The sequence below is a fragment of the Catenulispora pinistramenti genome, assembly GCF_018274385.1.
Taxonomy (GTDB): domain Bacteria; phylum Actinomycetota; class Actinomycetes; order Streptomycetales; family Catenulisporaceae; genus Catenulispora; species Catenulispora pinistramenti.
In genome coordinates this window covers 21,350-38,699 of the sequence record NZ_JAAFYZ010000088.1, presented here as the reverse complement: position 1 = coordinate 38,699, position 17,350 = coordinate 21,350, and the positions used below count along the sequence as shown (strand labels likewise).

The 17,350-nt window shown below is 70.6% G+C and carries 18 protein-coding genes; 8 read left to right on the top strand and 10 right to left on the bottom strand.

Features of this window, described 5'->3' with window-relative positions:
- Positions 1 to 717, top strand: a 717-nt coding sequence (locus KGQ19_RS24410; protein WP_212011988.1) for a hypothetical protein, incomplete at its 5' end; no start/stop codon positions are given.
- 58 nt (positions 718 to 775) lie between these two features.
- Here the strand turns inward: KGQ19_RS24410 and KGQ19_RS24405 are convergent.
- From KGQ19_RS24405 to KGQ19_RS24390, 4 genes are all read right to left on the bottom strand, one after another.
- Positions 776 to 1,396 (bottom strand): ADP-ribosyltransferase, encoded by a 621-nt coding sequence (locus KGQ19_RS24405; protein WP_212011986.1) that lies wholly within the window; start codon positions 1,394 to 1,396, stop codon positions 776 to 778.
- Positions 1,397 to 1,512: 116 nt separating this feature from the next.
- Complete coding sequence (locus KGQ19_RS24400) at positions 1,513 to 2,409, bottom strand: alpha/beta fold hydrolase (protein WP_212011984.1); 897 nt, start codon at positions 2,407 to 2,409, stop codon at positions 1,513 to 1,515.
- A gap of 125 nt (positions 2,410 to 2,534) precedes the next feature.
- On the bottom strand, positions 2,535 to 3,041 hold the full coding sequence (locus tag KGQ19_RS24395; RefSeq protein ID WP_212011982.1) for a hypothetical protein: 507 nt from the start codon (positions 3,039 to 3,041) through the stop codon (positions 2,535 to 2,537).
- Positions 3,038 to 3,760, bottom strand: a complete 723-nt coding sequence (locus KGQ19_RS24390; protein WP_212011981.1) for a hypothetical protein — start codon at positions 3,758 to 3,760, stop codon at positions 3,038 to 3,040. The genes KGQ19_RS24395 and KGQ19_RS24390 overlap by 4 nt, the downstream gene beginning before the upstream one ends.
- A 191-nt stretch (positions 3,761 to 3,951) precedes the next feature.
- Here KGQ19_RS24390 and KGQ19_RS24385 point away from each other — a divergent pair, with 191 nt between their 5' ends.
- From KGQ19_RS24385 to KGQ19_RS24375, 3 genes are all read left to right on the top strand, one after another.
- Positions 3,952 to 4,689, top strand: a complete 738-nt coding sequence (locus tag KGQ19_RS24385; protein WP_212011979.1) for an ArsR/SmtB family transcription factor — start codon at positions 3,952 to 3,954, stop codon at positions 4,687 to 4,689.
- A complete protein-coding gene (locus tag KGQ19_RS24380) occupies positions 4,686 to 5,429 on the top strand; it encodes an SRPBCC family protein (protein WP_212011977.1) in 744 nt (247 codons plus the stop codon). The genes KGQ19_RS24385 and KGQ19_RS24380 overlap by 4 nt, the downstream gene beginning before the upstream one ends.
- 100 nt (positions 5,430 to 5,529) lie before the next feature.
- Positions 5,530 to 6,102 carry a dihydrofolate reductase family protein gene (locus KGQ19_RS24375; protein ID WP_212011975.1) on the top strand — a complete coding sequence of 191 codons (573 nt, stop codon included), beginning with the start codon at positions 5,530 to 5,532 and terminating at the stop codon, positions 6,100 to 6,102.
- 48 nt (positions 6,103 to 6,150) lie between these two features.
- Here the strand turns inward: KGQ19_RS24375 and KGQ19_RS24370 are convergent, their stop codons facing one another.
- On the bottom strand, positions 6,151 to 7,236 hold the full coding sequence (locus tag KGQ19_RS24370; protein ID WP_212011973.1) for an ROK family transcriptional regulator: 1,086 nt from the start codon (positions 7,234 to 7,236) through the stop codon (positions 6,151 to 6,153).
- 58 nt (positions 7,237 to 7,294) lie between these two features.
- On the opposite strand from KGQ19_RS24370, the gene KGQ19_RS24365 reads away from it, so the two are divergent.
- Positions 7,295 to 8,359, top strand: a complete 1,065-nt coding sequence (locus KGQ19_RS24365; RefSeq protein WP_212011971.1) for a Gfo/Idh/MocA family oxidoreductase — start codon at positions 7,295 to 7,297, stop codon at positions 8,357 to 8,359.
- Between the two features lie 109 nt (positions 8,360 to 8,468).
- On the opposite strand, the gene KGQ19_RS24360 is transcribed toward KGQ19_RS24365, so the two are convergent.
- Both KGQ19_RS24360 and KGQ19_RS24355 read right to left on the bottom strand, forming a co-directional pair.
- Complete coding sequence (locus KGQ19_RS24360) at positions 8,469 to 9,371, bottom strand: hypothetical protein (RefSeq protein ID WP_212011969.1); 903 nt, start codon at positions 9,369 to 9,371, stop codon at positions 8,469 to 8,471.
- Entirely contained in the window at positions 9,364 to 9,897 is a 534-nt protein-coding gene (locus tag KGQ19_RS24355; RefSeq protein WP_212011961.1) for a SigE family RNA polymerase sigma factor, read from the bottom strand. The genes KGQ19_RS24360 and KGQ19_RS24355 overlap by 8 nt, the downstream gene beginning before the upstream one ends.
- Before the next feature lie 164 nt (positions 9,898 to 10,061).
- On the opposite strand from KGQ19_RS24355, the gene KGQ19_RS24350 reads away from it, so the two are divergent.
- Positions 10,062 to 10,697, top strand: a complete 636-nt coding sequence (locus KGQ19_RS24350) for a nitroreductase family protein (protein ID WP_212011958.1) — start codon at positions 10,062 to 10,064, stop codon at positions 10,695 to 10,697.
- 227 nt (positions 10,698 to 10,924) lie between these two features.
- Complete coding sequence (locus tag KGQ19_RS24345; RefSeq protein WP_212011956.1) at positions 10,925 to 11,593, top strand: DUF4097 family beta strand repeat-containing protein; 669 nt, start codon at positions 10,925 to 10,927, stop codon at positions 11,591 to 11,593.
- A 167-nt stretch (positions 11,594 to 11,760) separates the two neighbouring features.
- Here KGQ19_RS24345 and KGQ19_RS24340 read toward each other — a convergent pair whose 3' ends face one another.
- Positions 11,761 to 12,246, bottom strand: a complete 486-nt coding sequence (locus KGQ19_RS24340; RefSeq protein WP_212011954.1) for a hypothetical protein — start codon at positions 12,244 to 12,246, stop codon at positions 11,761 to 11,763.
- Between the two features lie 62 nt (positions 12,247 to 12,308).
- Positions 12,309 to 13,070 (bottom strand): DeoR/GlpR family DNA-binding transcription regulator, encoded by a 762-nt coding sequence (locus tag KGQ19_RS24335; protein ID WP_212011952.1) that lies wholly within the window; start codon positions 13,068 to 13,070, stop codon positions 12,309 to 12,311.
- Positions 13,071 to 13,159: 89 nt separating this feature from the next.
- On the opposite strand from KGQ19_RS24335, the gene KGQ19_RS24330 reads away from it, so the two are divergent.
- Positions 13,160 to 14,416: an MFS transporter gene (locus KGQ19_RS24330; protein WP_212011950.1), complete on the top strand. Its 1,257-nt coding sequence runs from the start codon at positions 13,160 to 13,162 to the stop codon at positions 14,414 to 14,416.
- A gap of 37 nt (positions 14,417 to 14,453) precedes the next feature.
- On the opposite strand, the gene KGQ19_RS24325 is transcribed toward KGQ19_RS24330, so the two are convergent.
- Complete coding sequence (locus KGQ19_RS24325; RefSeq protein ID WP_212011948.1) at positions 14,454 to 17,288, bottom strand: AfsR/SARP family transcriptional regulator; 2,835 nt, start codon at positions 17,286 to 17,288, stop codon at positions 14,454 to 14,456.
- Between the last annotated feature and the right edge of the window lie 62 nt (positions 17,289 to 17,350).

Genomic DNA, 17,350 nt, shown 5'->3' with positions numbered 1-17,350 from the left:
CCCGCGAGCTTCCCCCCGCCCCCGAACCTCGCGGCGCCGCGCGATCGGCTCGCGCAAGGCGCCGCGCCGTTCCTGGAGCCGGGCGAGCGGGTCTATTACGGCTTCATCCTCAAGCTCGACGACACCATCCCCGAGACCCCGCGCGAGCTGATGATCGCGGTCGAGGGTCAGCATCGGGTGCTCGGGGGCATCGATCGGGCGGATAAGAAGGTGGGCCGCGGGTTCAAGTGGGCGTTCAATCCGTTGGACGCCGCCTCGGAGCGCATCGCCGAGAGGGGACGCGAGGCGCTCGATCGGAAGCTCGCCGGGCCCGTCTTCATCGGCGGGTGGGAGAGTCAGGCCGGGTGGTTCATCCGCTACGCCCGCGCCACGCGCCAGGACTACGGCCCCGGAGCCTGGGGCGTACTCACCGACCGCCGCTACCTCATCTTCCGCGCCGGGCGCGCCGGCGGGTCGGCCATGCGGCTGGTCTACGGCGTGGAGCGCACCCTGATCGCCGGTGTGCGCACCGAAGGCACAAAGGACGCCGCCCTACACGGACGCACGCCGCGTGCCGAACTGCACTTCACCGACGGCTCGATGGTCGCCACCATGATGGCCACGAAGCAGAGCACGCAGATCGCCGAGATCCTCGCGGTCCAGCAGCAGAGCCCGCAGCAAGGCTGGCAACCCGGCCCGCAGCCGGACCCCCGGCAAATCCCGCCCCAGCGTTACTAGGCAACGAAAACGGCTGGGCCGCCGGGCGCCGAGAGCACCTCGCGGCCCAGCAACGCCTCTACACAGGGAAAGCAGCCGCGACCCCGCGCCACGGAATGTAGTTCGGATTACGCTCGCAGCCGGCGATGATCTCGGTCTTGGTCGCCCGGTCGACCGGGCAGACCCCGACGATGAACTTGCTCTGGATCCCGCCGGGGAACGCGACCTCCATCTGCAAGGCGTACTTGTGCTGGTATCCGATGGTGGCGTTCACGTCGATGCCGCCGGGGGCGTCCACGTAGTAGTTCCAGCCGGACTTCCACTTCTTGTACAGGTCGTGGTCGTAACTGGTGCTGACGAACGGCGAGGGCTGGTTGTCGGCCACATACGCCGCCAGGTCGTACTGCCCGTCCGCGACGTCCCTGGCCTGGAAGCCCTCGGCGAAGACGACATCCGGCCCGCGGCCGTCGGACCGGAAGAGCTCGTCGCAGTTGGAACGCCAGGACGGCACCGGGGCGATCCGCTCCAGCTCCACGTTGCGCTCGGTGGCGTCATACAGGTGGTCGGCGGGAACCGGACAGCTGGCCGCGACGGTGTCGGCGGCGCGCGCCTGGCTCGCCGCCGACGGAACGAATGTGACTGCGAGGGACAGCGCCAGGACGGCGACCCCCGACAGGGACCTTACACGGTTGTTGATCATGAGCCATGAATATCGGCTCCGGTGCCCGGCCTCCGGGAACGTCACCCGACCGTGGTGTGTCGCGCGGCCCGGCCCGGTCGCGTCGCCTGCCGCGTCGCGCGGCCCGGCCCGGCCCCCTACGAAATCCCGGCGACGAACTCCAGCAGCGCCTCGGTCGTCTCCTCGGGCAGCTCGATCGAAGGCAGGTGCCCGGCGTCCAGATCGATGCGCCGGGCCCGGGGAATCCGCACCGCCAGCAGATCGGCGATCTCCTGGATGGGCGAAGGGTCATACCTGCCGTTCACGATCAGCGTCGGCATGGCGAGCTCGCGCAGCCGGTCGATGATCGGTGGCTGCTGAAAGCGTTCCTGGTACTGCGGAACACTCCACTCCCGTTGGAAGTTGTCCTGGCACATCCGCATCGCCAGTGCCCGCACCTCCGGCGCCAGATCGTCCAGGTCGCGCTTCGGCCCGGCGACCATGTAGCGGACGTTGACCTCGGCGATCGCTCGGACGTCGGCCGGATCGACGTACTCCGCCGTCCGCTGCCAATATCGCGCCATCCGCTCGGCCGGGACGGCTTCCTCGACGAGGTGTCCGATCTCGGCGGTCATCTCCTCGGGCCAGTCGTACTCGGTCAGCCCCGAGCAGATCAGGGCCAGCCCGCGCACGCGCTCGGGCGCCGAGAGCGCGGCCTCGATGGAGTACGCGCCGCCGATGGAGTTGCCGACGAGAACGGCCTGCTCGATGTCCAGCGCGTCCAGCAGCCCCAGCAGGTCCTCCGATCGCGAGAACTCCCCGTCGGCGTCCTGGGACTCGCCCGCACCGCGCATGTCGTAGCGGACCACCCGGCCCCGCCGCGCCAAAGCCTGGAACTGGTGGTCCCACATGCGCCGGTCGCCCAGCCCGCCGTGCGTCAGGACGACCGTCGGGAAACCGTCTGCCTTGCCTGCCTCGCCCGCCACGCCCGCCTTGCCCGCCACGCCCGCCTCGTCATAGGCGAGCCGGGCGCCGTTGCTCATCACGAAGGACATGGCGCCACCGTACCTCCCGGCCCTCTCGCACACCGACCCCCTCACGCACCGGCCCTCTTACACACCGACCCCCTCACGCACCGGCCCTCGCCCACCGAGCGCCGGCGCGTAAGAGCCCTGGTATCTCAGGCAACCTGCACGTCCGGGTCGGCGAACTTCGCATACAACGCGTCCGCCCGCTGCCGCGTCCCGTCGAACACCGCGCACACCAGCAGCCGTCCCCCTTCGCTCCGCGCCTTGTCCTCGGTGACGTCCTCCGCGGACAGCGGCGAGTCGGCGAGCACGTGGTCGCAGAACCGCTGCCCGCCGGTGTGCTCGTTCCACCGGCGGTCGCGCTCGGACTCGATCAGGCCGAGCACCGTCCACGGATCGTTCCGCAGCCCCGGCACGTCGGGGTCGAGCCCTTCGGCGTCGAGGTTGCGCACGTCCCTCGGGTCGACGAACAGCGTGTACCGGTCGACCGAGGCGACGACGCCCTCGAACACCCCGGCCACCCGCAGCGCGGCACCCCGCTCCCGCGCGTACATCTGGGCCAGATCCTCAGCCGCGCGCGCCGACGTGGCCCGGAAGACCTCGCCCCACCGCTCCATCGAGTGCGGCCAGTAGCCGTACACCGAGAAATCCCGCATCATTTCCTGCCTCCGCGCAACGAACCGCCGCTGGTGCCGCCCGAATGCGACTTGCCGCCGCTGGACCCGGACGTCGAGTGGCTGCCGGACCCGCCGGACGAACCGCCCGAGGACTCCTCGCCGTCTCCGCCGGACGAACCGCCCGACGACCCCGACCCGCCGCTCACCGAACCCCCGCTCACCGAACCGCCCGACGACCCCGAGCCCCCGCTGACGGATCCCCCGCTGGATCCGCCGCGCAGAGAGCCGCCGCCCATCGACGAGTTCGACCCGGACCCGGTCGAGAACTTCATCTTCGCCGTGTCCACCTGCGTACCGGACACGGTCTTGCCGTTGGAGCCCTTCCAGGTCGCCGCCGCGGCCGCCGCCCTGATGTCGTTGGTGTGCACCAGATAGTAGGAGTGGTAGGTGCCGATGTAGTTGCCGCGGTACGAGACGGGCACGTAGGTGTTGTAGTAAGCCGGGGAGTCGTAGTACGCGAAGTACTGGTTGAGCCACGACTGCGGCATACGGGTCGGGACCGACCCCACCGGGCACAGGCCACGCGCGATCAGGGTCTGGACTTCGGCCGGGTTGTCCACGTAGTAGCACTCGTACACACTGCCGACCTGCATACCGTAGGCGGCCGGGGCGTAGGACACGGGTGTGTGCTTGGCACACCCGGAGAGGGTGGCGAGGGCGGCGAAGAGCCCTGCTATCAGGATGGCTAGCCGTCTAGTCATGCCCAGCATCTTGGCGGGCGGGCGCGGCCGATGCCGAGCTTTTCGACCATCGAGTCAATCGTCCGCGGCCATGGTCACTCACAATCGCGCATACGTCGCACACCGTTCACGGAGCGCGTCTCGTCGCGGCGCAGCACACCGACAAATTTTCTTGTCTTGACAGGATTTACTTTCGGCCGGATGCTGGAAGCATGCTCGACGTCACCGTGATCGAGGAGCCCGCAGCGGCCGAGGCTTCCCTGGACCCCATCCGGTCCCGGATCCTCGCCGCCCTGTCCGAGCCCGGCTCGGCCGCCATGCTGGCGGCCCGGCTCGGGCTGCCCCGCCAGAAGGTCAACTACCACCTGAAGGAGCTCGAACGGCACGGCCTGGTCGAGCTCGTCGAGGAACGCCGCAAGGGCAACGTCACCGAGCGGGTCTACAGCGCGACCGCCGCCTCCTACGTGATCTCGCCGGTCACGCTGGCCGCGGTCAGCCCGGACCCGGACCGCGCGCCCGACCGGCTGTCCGCACGATGGCTGCTGGCCCTGGGCTCGCGCCTGATCCAGGAGGTCGGCGCGCTGCTCACCGGCTCGGCCCGGGCCGGGAAGCCGGTCACCACGTTCGCGATGGACGCCAAGATCCGCTTCGCCTCCGCGGCCGACCGGGCGGCGTTCGCCGACGAACTGACCCGGGCGGTGACCACGTTGGTCAGCCGCTACCACGACGAGAACGCCACCGGCGGCCGGGAGCACCGGCTGGTCGTCGGGCTGCACCCGATCCCGACGGCCCGCCCGGACGACCCGGGCGACCCGCACGGCCTGGGCGACCCGCGCGACCCCGGCGACCCGAGCGACCCGCACGCTCCGGGCAACCCGCACGGGCCAGGGCCGGCTGCCGACCCGGCCCCGCTGCCCGATTCTGTTGCCGAACAGGAGGATCCGCGATGACGCACCCCTTCGAGATCGAACTAGAGACCACACTGCCGGCCACCCCCGAACAGGTCTGGGCGGCCATCGCCACCGGCCCCGGGGTCGACTCCTGGTTCATGGGCCGCAACGAGATCGAGGCCCGCGAAGGCGGATCGGTCGCCATGGACACCGGCGGCCACCGGGAGCAGGCCCTGATCACCGCCTACGACCCGGACAAGCGGTTCGCCAGCCGCAGCTCCCCGGGCCCCGACGGCCGGTTCATGGCCTTCGAGTACCTGATCGAGGCCCGCGAGGGCGGCAGCACGGTGCTGCGCGTCGTGCACAGCGGCCTGCTCGGCGACGACTGGGAGAACGAGTACGACGCCCTGCGCCGCGGTTGGCCGTTCCATCTCAATACCCTGCGTGAGTACCTGACGCACTTCCCCGGCCGCGCCGCCGTCCCGGTCTTCGGTATGGCACCGGCCGGCGACCGCTCGCCCGCCGACGTGCAGGCGCTGCTCGCCGAAGCCCTGTCGCTGACGGCCCCGATCGCCGTCGGCGCCCGCGCGAACGGCGGACCCGGCGCGCTCGCGCTGATCGACGGCGAGGTCACCTGGGCCGACGGCGAGCGCTTCGGGATCCGCACCGCCGACGCGCTCTACACCTTCCACCACGGCTCGGGCCTGGCGCTGATGTTCCACCACCTCTTCGCGCCGGCCGCCGAGACGGCCACGTCCGAACAGTCCTGGCAACAGTGGCTGACCAGCACCATCGGCTGACGACATCAGCCAGCGACATCAGCCAGCGACATCAACTGACGACATCAAGCGGCCAACAGCCACCAACACCCACCGCGAAGAGTCATCTAAGGAGACTGTCATGCGCACCCTCATCACCTCCGCGTTCATCTCGCTCGACGGCGTCGTCGAAGGCCCCGGCGGCGAGCCCGGCTACCGCAACTCCGGCTGGACCTTCCGGGACATCGAGTTCGTCCCCGAGGCCTACGACATCAAGGGCACCGAGCAGGAGGAGTCCGGCGCGGTCCTGCTGGGCCGGGTCAGCTACGAGGCGTTCAGCCCGGTGTGGCCGGGGATGAAGGAGTTCGCGACGTACAAGGACCTGCCGAAGTACGTCGTCTCGACCACGCTCGCCGACGCGGACCTGGTCACCGACTGGGGCCCGACCACGATCCTGCGCTCGCTGGACGAGGTCGCCGCGCTGAAGCAGACCGAGGGCGGCCCGATCATCGTCCACGGCAGCGCCACCCTGAACCAGGCCCTGTCCGACGCGAGCCTGATCGACCGCTACCACCTGCTGGTCTTCCCGGTTCTGCTCGGCGCCGGCAAGCGCCTGTTCAGCACCACGGACAAGGACAAGCAGAAGCTGAAGCTGGTCGAGAGCGCCGCCTACAGCAACGGCATCCAGAAGAACGTCTTCGACGTGGTCCACTGACGATGCCCGCCGTTGATCAGCCCTCTGTCATGCCGACAGGGGGCTGACTCATATGCCGCCCAGCGCGGAGTCGATGACCAGCTGCGCCGCACCGACCGCCACCGCCGAGGCCCCGGCCGGCGTCAGCGAGACCCGCACGGACTGCCACTCGGGCTCGGGCAGGTGCTCGGCGATCTGATCGGCGACCGCGCGCGGATACACGTCGGGCGAAGCGAAGATCTGATGCCCGCCAAGGAGAATCCGGTCGATGTCGAGCAACCGGACGAGATTGGCGGCACCTACGCCGAGCCAGCGCGCCGCGGTCTGCGGGTCGTCGTCCGCGAGCGCCGCCATGCACAGCGCTTCCAGGCAGCCGCGCGCGCCGCACGTGCACTGCGGGCCGTCCGGCTGAAGCACCTGGTGCCCGAACTCGCCGGCGTTGGTCCTGGCTCCCCGGTGGACAGCGCCGTTCAACAGCAGTCCGGCGCCGAGGCCGTCGGCGAGATGCAGGTACGCCGTGCTGCCCGACACCGCGGCGGGCGCCGCGAGCGCCGCGACGTTGGTGTCCTTGTCGAGCAGGACGTTCGGCACGTCCAGCGACTCCTCCAGCAGGCCGCGCAGCGGGAACCCGTCCCACGCGGGCAGTCCGGCCGGCCGATGCAGCGTCCCGGTCTCGTAGTCCAGCGGCCCGCGGCACCCGACGCCCACGCCGAGGACCTTCGCGCCGTCCGGGGCCGCCCGCACGGCCTGGCTCACTCGCTTCGCGAGCGCGCCGACCACCCGCTCGGGTTCGCCGGAGGCCAACCCGATGTCCACCGACCGGCGGCGCAGCGTCGTCCCGGCCAGGTCCAGCACCAGGATCGTGGAGCGCCGGCGGTCCAACTCGATGCCGACAGCGCAGCCGGCTTCCGGCCGCAAGGCGAGCAGGGTGCGCGGCTTCCCGCCGGTCGACTCACCGCGTCCGGCCTCGACGACCAGGCCGTCGGCCAGCAACCGGCCGACGATCTTGCTGACCGCCTGCGGTGTCAGCCCGGTCTGGGCCGCGAGCTGCACCCGGCTGCCGCCCTCGGCGGAGGCGCGCAGCAGGCCCAGCACCAAGGCGGCGTTGTGGTCGCGCAGCCCCGCGAGGTTGGCTCCGGCCGGTCGTCGTTCCATGCGTCCCATTGTGGGACACCGTTTTGCGCTTTGCCAACAGTGTTGCTTAACTCGGCCTATGAGCGCTCCCCAGAACCCGCTGCGCGTCGGCCTGATCGGCTACGGCCTGGCCGGTCGCGCCTTCCACGCCCCTCTCATCGCCACCACCCCGGGCCTGCGGCTGCGGAACGTGGTCACCGCCGACCCGGAGCGGCGTGCCCAGTTGAGCAGCGAACACCCCGAGGCGCGCGCCGTCGACAGCACCGAGCAGTTGCTGGCCGACGCCGAGCACCTGGACCTGATCGTCATCGCCACCCCCAACGACACCCACAGCCCGGCCGCCCGCGCCGCCCTGGAAGCGGGCCTTCCGGTCGTCGTCGACAAGCCGTTGGCGCCGACCGCCGACGAGGCCCGGGCACTGGTCGAGCTCGCCGACCGGCGCGGCCTGATGCTCACCGTGTTCCAGAACCGCCGTTGGGACAGCGATTTCCGCACCGCGCAGCACCTGATCGCCGACGGCGCCCTCGGCACGGTCCACCGCTACGAGTCCCGGTTCGAGCGCTGGCGTCCGCAGATCGCCACCGGCTGGCGCGAGTCGGCAGACCCGGCCAAGGCCGGCGGCGTCCTCAACGACCTCGGCAGCCACCTGGTCGACCAGGCCCTGCATCTGTTCGGCCCGGCCGCGCACGTCTACGCCGAGGTCAACGCGCGCCGCGCCGGTGCGGTCGTCGACGACGACTCGTTCATCGCCCTGACCCACACCTGCGGCGTGCACTCGCAGCTGTGGATGAGCGCCGTGGCCGCGCAGCCCGGCCCGCGCCTCCGCGTCCTCGGGGATCAGAGTGCTTATACGGTCCGCGGCCTGGACCCGCAGGAGGCCGCCCTGCGCGCCGGCCGGCGTCCCGGCCCCGGCTGGGGCGAGCCGGCCGAGAGCGAGTGGGGACTGCTCGGCCCGACCGACGAGGCGCGGCCGTATCCCTCGCTGCCCGGCGACTATCCCGCCTTCTACACCGGCGTCGTCACAGCATTGCGCGAAGGCAAGCCCGCCCCGGTCGATCCCCGCGACGCCGTGAACACGCTCACCATCCTGGAACTCGCCCGGCGCTCGGCGGCCGAGGGGCGCACCATCGCTGTCCCGCGGTAACGGGACCGGGATTGGCCGTCTTCGAACCGCCTTCCGAACCACGAGATCCGCGCCGGCCTCGGTACGAGGGGCCGGCGCGGATCGTCGCGATCCATTGGCGAACCGCAGCTCAGCTCTCCGGTTCGGCCAGCGCCTTAGCCGCCATGTCCGCGAACTGCGGACTCGTGGCCAGGGCCTTGAAGTCGAAGTTCGGCTTGCCCGGGCCCATGACGAACATGTAGAACGTGTGGCCCTTGTCCAGGATGTAGATCTCGTACCCGAGCTGCCCGTGCGCCGGGTTGTCGTTGAGAACCAGCACGCCCTGCAAGCCATTGGGCAGGGTGACCTGTTCGCCGTTGGCCGGCTTGGTGTTGTCGTTCTGGTTGTAGGCGCGGATCACCACCTCGGTGGCTGCGCCGTTCTTGTCGGCGATGCGATACGTGCTCGGCCCCATGTGCGGCGTGTAACCAGGCGGGATGACGAAACTCGGGTCGTTGAATGACGTCGGGTTGATGCTCTCACTGGCGACGGAGGAGGGCGTGCCGATACTCGCCACGGCTGGCGTCACGTCATAGTCGGGGAGCAGCGCGGACAGCGTCGCGACGTCGCGGTGGCACGCGTCGCGCCAGGCCTGCTGCAGGTGCGGCGGATCCTGCGGGAGGGCGTTCACCGCGGTCAGCTCCGAGTCCGGGCAGCTCTTCCACTGCTCGAACAGGGCGCCCATGGTGCCCTTCGCCGGGGCCGCCGGCGATTCCGACGACGAAGGCGCCGCGGCCTTCGGCGAAGTCGCGGCCTTCACTGGCTGCGCACCGCCCGGCGTAGCCGAGATCGCCCGGCCGCCGGCGGCTCCGGCCCCGAGCGAGCCCGCGACCACCGCCGCCACCACGGCGACCGCGGTCGTGGCGCCGGCGATCCCGGCGTAGCGGGTCCGCCTCAGCCGCACGCTCTTGGCGCGCGCGTCGGCGGCGCTGCCGGCCAGGTGCGTCCAGTCCTCGGTGCGCACCGCCTCGTCGAATACATCCTCGTCACGCATGGAACTCCTCCGTTGCCAGAACGTCCGTGTGCCAGTCGGCGAGCAGGACGGCGAGCGCGGCGCGGCCCCGCGACAGCCGGGCTTTGACGGTGCCCGGCGGGACCCGGAGCTCCCGGGCCACGTCCTCCACCCGCATGTCGTTCAGGTGGTGCAGCACCAACGCCACCCGCTGGGCCTTGGGCAGCTGGGCCAGGGCGTCGCGCAGGGCGACGGCGTCCGGCGACGGCGCCGGGGTGTCCGGCGGCACACCGTGCTTGCGCAGCGCCTTGACCCCGGCCTTCCAGTGCCGCCAGTGCGAGATCGCCAGCCGGTAGGCCGTGGTCTTCACCCAGCCGACCGGATCGCCGCGGCCGTCGGTCAGCGAGTCCCAGCGCAGCCACGCCCGCGCGAATGCCTCCTGGACACAGTCCTGCGCCTCGGCCAGGTCACCGATCATCAGATAGAGCTGGCCGACCAGACGCGGCGCGGTCGTCGCGTAGACCTGGTCGAAATCCGTGACGGCCGACACCGATCGTCTCCCCGTCATGCCCATCCCCTCGCTCGCCGATGTTTCGTGCGCTGTACGCGCGGGCCCACTCGCACGGTTGCATCCGGTCTGGATCCGATCTGGGACCCGATCTGGGACCCGATCTGCAGCCGCCGCGTTCGTGAGAAAGACTTGTCCCGACCCCTCGGCGAAAGGCAGGACCCATGACCCCCGACGAGCTGCTGACCACGACCCGCACCGTCCGCCGGCGCCTGGATCTGGAGCGTCCGGTACCCCGGGAACTGATCGAAGACTGTGTGCGCATCGCTTTGCAAGCCCCCAGCGGCTCGAACCGGCAGACCTGGCAGTGGCTGGTCGTCACCGACCCGGATCAGCGGGCGGCGATCGGCGCGGTCTACAAGAAGGCGTGCGAGGCGTATCTGGAATCGCAGGGCGCGGCCGGCAAGCTCTTCGCGGACGACCCCGAGCGCAGCAAGGTCCAGCAGCGGGTGCACGACAGCGTCGCCTACCTGGCCGATCGGATGGGTGACGTGCCGGTCCTGGTGCTGCCGTGTCTGAAGGTGGCCGGCGGCCGGTTGCCGAGCGGGAACCAGGGCGGTCTGTGGGGCTCGCTTCTGCCCGCGGCCTGGAGCTTCTGCCTGGCCGCCCGGGACCGGGGCCTGGGCACCGCGTGGACCACTCTGCACCTCACCTACGAGTCCGAGGTCGCCGAAATCCTGGACCTCCCCGACGACGTCTACCAGTCGGTCCTGCTCCCGACCGCGTACTACACCGGCGACGGTTTCAAGCCCGCGCCGCGGCAGCCGGTGTCCGAGGTCCTGCACTGGAATCGCTGGTAGCCACAGGGTTTCCGGGCCTGTCTTGAGCTCCAGGCGCAACGCCGGCCTTGGCGCCAGCAGAGGCCAGCAGGGGTCAGCAGGAGGCCGGCGCGAGTGTCAGCAGGGCGCCGACGGGTGTCAGCAGCCGTGTCAGGACGACGTCAGGGCCACGTCAGGCCGGGCCGCGACAGTAGCTGCATGAGGGCGAGCCGGACCGGCCGCCGAGGAAACACCGTCAAGGAGCCGTCATGCAGAAGTTCGACACCCCGAGCCCGGTCTTCGTCACCATGGACATCCCGGCGGGCACCGTCCAGCTGATCGCCACCGACCGCACAGACACCGTCGTCCAGGTTCTGCCGGCCGACGCCTCGAAGAAGCGGGACGTGAAGGCCGCCGCCCAGACCGAGATCGGCTACCAGGACGGCGTCCTGCGCATCGCGAGCCCGGAGGGCAACCGCGTCCTGGGCAGCACCGGCGCCCTGCGGGTGACCATCGAGCTGCCGACCGGCTCCCGCATCCAGGGCAAGGCCGGCGCCGCCGAACTGCGCACCACCGGCCGGCTGGGCAACGTCACCTTCGAAGGCGGCTACCGCACCATCAGCCTCGACGAGGCCGCCAGCGCCGACCTGAAGGCCCACATGGGCGACATCACCATCACCCACCTGGCCGGCCCGGCCCAGATCCGCAACGGCAAGGGCGACATCACCATCACCGAGGCCACCACCGGCGCCATCGACCTGCGCACCGACATGGGCAACCTCACCGTCACCGCGGCCCCCGGCACCTCCGCCACCCTGGACGCCGGCACCAGCCACGGCCGCATCACCAACACCCTGCGGAACACCGCCGGCGCCACCGCCGCGCTGACCATCAAGGCGACCACCTCGCACGGCGACATCACGGCCAGCAGCCGCTGACGGGCCCGCAGTGCGAACACCCCGCACCGCGAGCACCCGCACCGTCCGCACCACCCGCACCACCCGCACTGGGATCCGTGTCGGCCAGAAGGTATTCGGCCGACACGGATCTCAGCCCTCGTCTCTAAGCCCTCGTCTCTAAGTCCTCGTCCCTGAGTCCTTGTTTCTCAGTCCTCGTCGAAGGAAGCGAGCACGAGATCCAGGCCGCTCCCTCGCGCCACGACAACCACATCGAAAGTCGCGCGGGTGATGGAGCTCCAGCCGAAACCGCGGCCGGACTCGTTGAAGACAGGGAGCGGGTGGCCGTCAGCATTGGCGTGCCAGACGGAATCCGCGCCGAGTGCCGCGACCACGTCGTCGTCCAGCGCGCACAGTTTCGCGTCCGGGAGTTCGTCCTTCGCGGGCGGATAGGCGAAACTCGCCGTGAGAACCCCCGCGACCCATCCAGCAGCCTGCGCCGCACCGAACGCCTCCGACCGAGTCATACGCTCGGCCAGCTCGGCGGCATCCGTCACTTCCAGGGGAAACGCCTGCCTGCTCAGCACGTCCCACGCGACCTCGAACACACTCCGACTGGCATCGGCGGGTTTGAGCACCGAGGCCAGGACTTTCGATTTCCGAGGCGCCTGGTATCGCGCCAGCCGGTTCTCCAACGGAGACGGTCGTTTCGCCATAGGTCACACCCCCAGGCCATGCTAGGCAGCCGTGCAAGTCACTAAGCAGTCGTGACGACAGTCCCTGCCTCTTCCAACGCCGCCACCTCATCGGCGGGCGCCGAACCATCGGTGACAAGCTGATCCACCAGCGAGCTGGCACCAACGTAAGCATGTGCCGTCCGGCCCAGCTTGCTCCCGTCCGCGGCGGCGACGATCCGCCGCGCGGAGGCCACGATCGCGTGCTTCACCGCCGCGTCGTCCAGGTCGTAAGCGGTCATCCCCTCGGCGGCGCTCAGCCCGCAGCAGCCGAGCACCGCGGTGTCGAAGCGCAGCGCGGCGAGCGAGGCGAGGGTGAGCGGGCCGGTCAGGGCCCCTTCGCCGGTACGGGGTCGGCCGCCCGGGACCAGCAACGCGGTCGGGGCCGGGGCGTCACTGAGCGCCTGGATCGCCTGGAGCGACAGCGGCATCACGGTGACCGGCCGGCCGTGCAGCAGCCGCGCGACCTCCAGGCACGTGGTGCCGCTGTCCACCACGACCGTCTCGCCGTCGGCGATCAGCCGCGAGACCTCGGCCGCGATCCGGCGCTTGGCCTCAAGCCCCTCGTGGACACGCAGCGACCACGGCGGCTCCTCTCCTCGCAGCAGCAACGTGCGTGCCCCACCGCGGAACCGCTCCAGCACACCCTGTGCGGCCAGAACGTCCAGGTCGCGCCGGATGGTCATCTCCGAGGCCCCGGTCAGCTCGGCGAGGTGCGGGACCGTCGCGCTGCCGGAGTCCGCCACGGCCTGGGCGATCAGCCGGTGCCGATCTGTACTGCTCATGCTGCGATTGAACACCACCGGGAAACGAACAAGCAAGTTGTTCGAAATCCCGACTTCCAAACATCAAAAATGTTCGTTACGGTGATCGCATGGAACGTGCGCTCCGAGCCGCCCGAGTGGCGACCTTCGTCTACTTCGTCCTCGACGGCACCCTCATGGGCATGTGGCTGGTCCAGATCCCGGCCATCGAGAAACGCGTGGGCATCAGCCACGCGACCCTGGGCAGCTTGCTGGTCCTGCTCGGCGTCGGCGCGTTCTTCGGCATGCAGCTCTCCGGACGGCTGGCCGACCGCCTCGGCACCCGCGTCGTGGTGCCGGCCGCCGGTGTCCTGTGCGCCGCGACACTCGTGCTGCCGGGCCTGGCCCGCGAGCCGTGGACGCTGGCCGGCGCGCTCCTGGTGTTCGGCTTCTGCAACGGCTGTCTGGACGTGAGCATGAACGCCCACGCGGTCCACGTCGAGAAGGCCTACAACCGCCCGATCATGTCCGCCTTCCACGCCACCTTCTCCGTCGGCGGGGTGATCGCCGCGCTCGTCGGCGCCCAGGCGACCAGCGCGGGGCTCAGCCCGGCCGCGACGCTCGCCGCGGCCGGAGGCGTGGGCATCGTCATCGCTCTCGTCTTCGCCCGGAGCCTGCTGCCGACGGCGACAACGACAGCGACAACGACAGCTACGACGACAACAGCGACGACGACCGCTGCGGCACACGACCCAGCCCAAGCCACGGATACCCGGCCGACGACCAAGCGCCGCCCCGTCCCCCGCCGCATCTGGATCCTCGCCGCCCTGGCCATGATGTGCATGCTCTGCGAAGGCGTAGCGAACGACTGGAGCGCTGTCGAAGCGAAGAACATCCTCGGCGCGTCGGCCAGCACCGCCTCGTTCGCCTACGGCACCTACGCCGCGACGATGACCATCGGCCGTCTCCTGGCCGACCGCGTCTCCGCCCGCTTCGGCTCGGCGGCCGTCCTGCGCTACGGCGCGGCCACCGGCGCCGTCGGCCTGACGATCGTGGCCATATCCCCGTGGATCTGGTCGGCGCTCATCGGCTGGGCGATATTCGGCATCGGCCTGTCCGGCTGTGTCCCGCAGCTCTTCAGCGCCGCCGGCCACACCGACCCCGCCGCCGCCGGCACCAACGTCTCCCGCGTCGCCGGCCTCGGCTACCTCGGCATGCTCGCCGGCCCGGCACTGATCGGCTGGATGACCCGCGTCACGGCGCTGGGCCACACGTTCCTACTCCCGGCCCTGCTCCTGGTGGTCGCCGCCGCGACCGCCGGGATCCTGCGCACCGGATCCACGCGCGAGGCCGAGCCCGAACCCGAATTGGCCGCGCAACACCTGTGAACCCGCACCGCGGACAAGGGCAGCCGCGCGCCCGGGACTACGCAGGATCCGAATCCACCTGCTCCAACCGCCCGCGCACCTGCTCCGTCCCCGCCTGATCCTCAAGCTCGCCGAACACGATCAGCGCCCGCTCCCACGCCTCACGCCCCGACTCCCGCCGCCCGGTCCGCACATACGTCTCTCCCAGCTCGACGAGCGCCGCGGCGACACCGGGCCGGTAACCGATCGTCGTCCGGATCGCGATCGCCTGCAGGAACACGACTTCGGCCTTCGCCAACTCCCCCGCCAGCAAATAGATCCGGCCGAGCGTCGCGTAGGTACTCGCCGCGAGGTACTGGTCGTCCTTGGCGAGGAACCGGGCCTCGACCTCGCGCAACGACCGTTCCGCCTCCTCGTACCGGCCCAGGAACCCCAGTGACTCCCCGATATTCAGAACGATGATGCAGTCCAGCGCGTCTTCGGTGTTGATGGCCCGAGCGCGTGTCAGGTAGTCCAGCGCCGCCTCGAAGTTGCCCAACCTGCTGTGCACGTCACCGATGTTGTTGAGCGTGATGGCCACACCCTTGGCCGAGCCGCGCTCGACGTCGAGATCGTGTGCCCGCTGAAGGTGATACAGCGCTTGGTCGTACTCGCCGAGGTGGACGCATCGCGAACCGAGACCGACGTGCATGCTCGCCTGCCCCGTCAGATCCCCGGACGCCTCAGCAGCCGTCAGCCCCGCGCTGAAGCCCTCGCGCCACGCGTCCCACGCCGAGGCGACCCGGAAGTAGGCCCACAGACCGGCCACGACCTGCCAAGCCAGCTTGGGCAATCCGCCCCGCCCGGCGACCGCGACGCACTGGAAGATGTTCTGCAGCTCTTGCTCGCACCACTCCATCGCCTCCCCGCGCGAGTCGAAGGTGCGGCTGTAGTCCGAGGGGGCCAGGACCGCGCGGTCCGCCGACGGGGAGATGGCCGCGACCGCGTTGTCCGCGGCGTGCGCGTACCAGAGCATCAACCGCTCGAAGGCGGCGTCCCGCTCCTCGGCGGATTCGTCACGTAGTCCACGCTGCCGTGCGAAGGCGGCGATCAGGTCGTGGAACTCGTAACGAGCCGTGATCCGCTGCTGGAGCAAGTGTTCGTCCAACAGCGCCTCGAGGATCGACTCCGCTTCGGGCACCGTGGCGCCGAGCAGGACCGCGAGCGTGTCGGCTGTGAAATCGTGGCCGGGGTACGTGCCCAGCAACCGGAACGCCCGGGCGGCGGTCTCCGGCAGGCTGCGGTATGAGAGCTCGAACACGCTGCTGAGGCTGCGTCCGCCCACGGCACCCGTCGTCAGAATGCCGTCGAGGCGGGTGACGAGGTCCGCGAGCGTCCAGGCCGGCCGGGCGCGCAGCCGGCACGCGGCCAACGACACGGCCAGCGGCAGGAACCCGCAGGCCCGGACGATCTCGGCGGCGGCGTCGGGCTCGGCCGCGACCCGCTCGTGCCCGGCGATCCGGGCCAGCAGCTCGATCGCCTCGGTCTCGTGGAAGACGTCCAGCAGGTGCACCTCGGCGCCGTCCAGCCCGGCCAACGTCCGGCGGCTGGTCAGCAGGACCAGGCTCTGCGCGTCCGCCGGTATCAGATCCCGTACTTGCTCCTCGTCGGCGACGTTGTCCAACAGGATCAACGAGCGCCGGCCGTACAGCCGGTCACGGAACATCGCCGCGCGCTCCTCCACCGTCAGCGGGATCCGCTGCGCCGGGACGCCGAGCTGCCGCAGGAACGCCTCCAGGACCACGGACGGATCGGCCGGCGCCCGTTCGGCGTCGAAGCCGTGCAGGTTGGCGTAGAGCTGGACGTCGTCGAAGCGGCCGGCCTGCACGAGCCGGTGCGCGGCGTGGACCGCGAGCTGGGTCTTGCCGACCCCGGCCATGCCCTCGATCGCCGAGACGACGACGGTCGCGGCCACCTCGTGCGGCCCGGTGGCGGCGTCGATCAGCCGCTGGAGTTCCTTCTCGCGTCCGGTGAACGTCGACAGGTCGGCCGGCAACTGCCGGAACACGCCGCCCGAGCCGCCATCGGCCGAGGGCGCCGACGTGCTCTCGCGCCTCGGGCCGGGCGCCGCGGGGACGTCGACGTGCCCCGAGGGCGGCTGAACGTCGAGCGCGGGATCGACACTGAGGATCTGCTGGTGCAGTTCCTGAATACCGGCCGAGGGTTCGGCTCCCAGTTCCTGGATCAGGATCCTGCGCAACTCCCGATAGGCCTCCAGCGCCTCCGCGCGCCGCCCCGACCGGTACAGGGCGAGCATCAGCTGCCGGTGGAAGGGCTCGTGCAGCGGGTTCGCCGATATCAGCCCCCGTATCTCGGTGCCCAGTTCACGGTGCCGTCCCAGATGCAGGTCCGCCTCGATCCGGCCCTCGTAGGCGAGCAACCGGTCGTCACGGAGCTTGCGCAGGTGCGGCTCGACCCCGATCAGCACCGGCAGGTCGGCCAGCACCTCACCCCGCCACAGCTCCAGCGCGCCGGTCAGCGAAGCGGACGCGTCAGCCCACCGCTGCTCCCCCACGGCCCGCAGCCCCTCGGCGCACAGCCGCGCGAAGTCATCGGCGTCCAGCTCGCCGGGCTCGACGTGGATCCGGTACGCCGTGACTCCGGTCTGGATCCGCTCGGCCGCGCCGTCGCCCAGCGCGTGGCGCAGCCGCACCACGTGGTTCCGTAGCGCGGCGGCCACCGAAGTCGGCGGATACTCGCCCCACAACGTGTCGATCAACCGGTCGAGCGACACCGGCTGATTGGCGTTCAGGAGCAGGGTGGCCAGCACGCCGCGCGGGAGGACACCGGGCAGGCGTATCGCGTGACCGTCGTCATCGGTGATGGTCAGCGGTCCCAATAGGGCGAAGCGCATGAGCGTGTCCCGTCAGATCCGAGGGGATGTGACGGTGTTGATTGTAGGAGTTCTGGTCCGGC

What these genes read in the sequence shown, in the direction of transcription:
- KGQ19_RS24390 (WP_212011981.1), bottom strand. Translation starts at nt 3,760, where the DNA reads ATGACTAGACGGCTAGCCATCCTGATAGCAGGGCTCTTCGCCGCCCTC.
- KGQ19_RS24355 (WP_212011961.1), bottom strand. Translation starts at nt 9,897, where the DNA reads ATGACGGGGAGACGATCGGTGTCGGCCGTCACGGATTTCGACCAGGTC.
- KGQ19_RS24330 (WP_212011950.1), top strand. Translation starts at nt 13,160, where the DNA reads ATGGAACGTGCGCTCCGAGCCGCCCGAGTGGCGACCTTCGTCTACTTC.
- KGQ19_RS24335 (WP_212011952.1), bottom strand. Translation starts at nt 13,070, where the DNA reads ATGAGCAGTACAGATCGGCACCGGCTGATCGCCCAGGCCGTGGCGGAC.
- KGQ19_RS24365 (WP_212011971.1), top strand. Translation starts at nt 7,295, where the DNA reads ATGAGCGCTCCCCAGAACCCGCTGCGCGTCGGCCTGATCGGCTACGGC.
- KGQ19_RS24325 (WP_212011948.1), bottom strand. Translation starts at nt 17,288, where the DNA reads ATGCGCTTCGCCCTATTGGGACCGCTGACCATCACCGATGACGACGGT.
- KGQ19_RS24345 (WP_212011956.1), top strand. Translation starts at nt 10,925, where the DNA reads ATGCAGAAGTTCGACACCCCGAGCCCGGTCTTCGTCACCATGGACATC.
- KGQ19_RS24395 (WP_212011982.1), bottom strand. Translation starts at nt 3,041, where the DNA reads ATGATGCGGGATTTCTCGGTGTACGGCTACTGGCCGCACTCGATGGAG.
- KGQ19_RS24380 (WP_212011977.1), top strand. Translation starts at nt 4,686, where the DNA reads ATGACGCACCCCTTCGAGATCGAACTAGAGACCACACTGCCGGCCACC.
- KGQ19_RS24375 (WP_212011975.1), top strand. Translation starts at nt 5,530, where the DNA reads ATGCGCACCCTCATCACCTCCGCGTTCATCTCGCTCGACGGCGTCGTC.
- KGQ19_RS24360 (WP_212011969.1), bottom strand. Translation starts at nt 9,371, where the DNA reads ATGCGTGACGAGGATGTATTCGACGAGGCGGTGCGCACCGAGGACTGG.
- KGQ19_RS24405 (WP_212011986.1), bottom strand. Translation starts at nt 1,396, where the DNA reads ATGATCAACAACCGTGTAAGGTCCCTGTCGGGGGTCGCCGTCCTGGCG.
- KGQ19_RS24400 (WP_212011984.1), bottom strand. Translation starts at nt 2,409, where the DNA reads ATGTCCTTCGTGATGAGCAACGGCGCCCGGCTCGCCTATGACGAGGCG.
- KGQ19_RS24385 (WP_212011979.1), top strand. Translation starts at nt 3,952, where the DNA reads ATGCTCGACGTCACCGTGATCGAGGAGCCCGCAGCGGCCGAGGCTTCC.
- KGQ19_RS24350 (WP_212011958.1), top strand. Translation starts at nt 10,062, where the DNA reads ATGACCCCCGACGAGCTGCTGACCACGACCCGCACCGTCCGCCGGCGC.
- KGQ19_RS24370 (WP_212011973.1), bottom strand. Translation starts at nt 7,236, where the DNA reads ATGGAACGACGACCGGCCGGAGCCAACCTCGCGGGGCTGCGCGACCAC.